This window comes from Pseudomonas sp. 43(2021) (assembly GCF_017490805.1).
Lineage (GTDB): Bacteria > Pseudomonadota > Gammaproteobacteria > Pseudomonadales > Pseudomonadaceae > Aquipseudomonas.
Genome location: NZ_JAFGYJ010000322.1, coordinates 1 through 501, shown reverse-complemented (window position 1 = coordinate 501; position 501 = coordinate 1). Strand labels below are relative to the sequence as shown.

At 65.5% G+C, this 501-nt stretch carries 1 protein-coding gene; it reads right to left on the bottom strand.

Features of this window, described 5'->3' with window-relative positions:
• Nucleotides 1–501: lyase family protein (locus J5M71_RS27430; RefSeq protein WP_243434375.1), on the bottom strand; the 501-nt coding region annotated here is incomplete at both ends.

Here is a 501-nt window from a genome sequence, read left to right as displayed (position 1 = left end):
GTGCCACGGTTGCTCGGGCAGGGTCAGTTGCAGCTCTTCGGCCAATGCTTTGGCGATCGGCAACGCCTGTGCCCCCAGCGCCGCGAGCGTGCCGGAGGCGCCACCGAATTGCAGCACCAGCAGACGCGGTTTCAGCTCCTGTAGACGCTGTCGGCTGCGCGTGACGGCGCCCAGCCATCCGGCGATTTTCATACCGAGAGTCACCGGCGTGGCATGTTGCAGCCAGGTGCTCCCGGCCAGGGGCGTGGTAGCGAAGCGTTGCGCCTGAGCGGCCAGCGAGTCGGCCAGTTGCGCCAGTTGGTCTTCGATCAGCGCCAGCGCCTGGCGCAATTGCAGGACCAGCCCGGAATCCATCACGTCCTGACTGGTCGCGCCCAGATGCACATAGCGCTCGGCTTCGGCATCGCTCGAAGCGATCTGCTTGCCCAAAGCCTTGACCAGTGGAATCGCCGAATTGCCGGCTGTGGCAATCGCCTCGCCCAGCGCTGCGAAGTCATACAG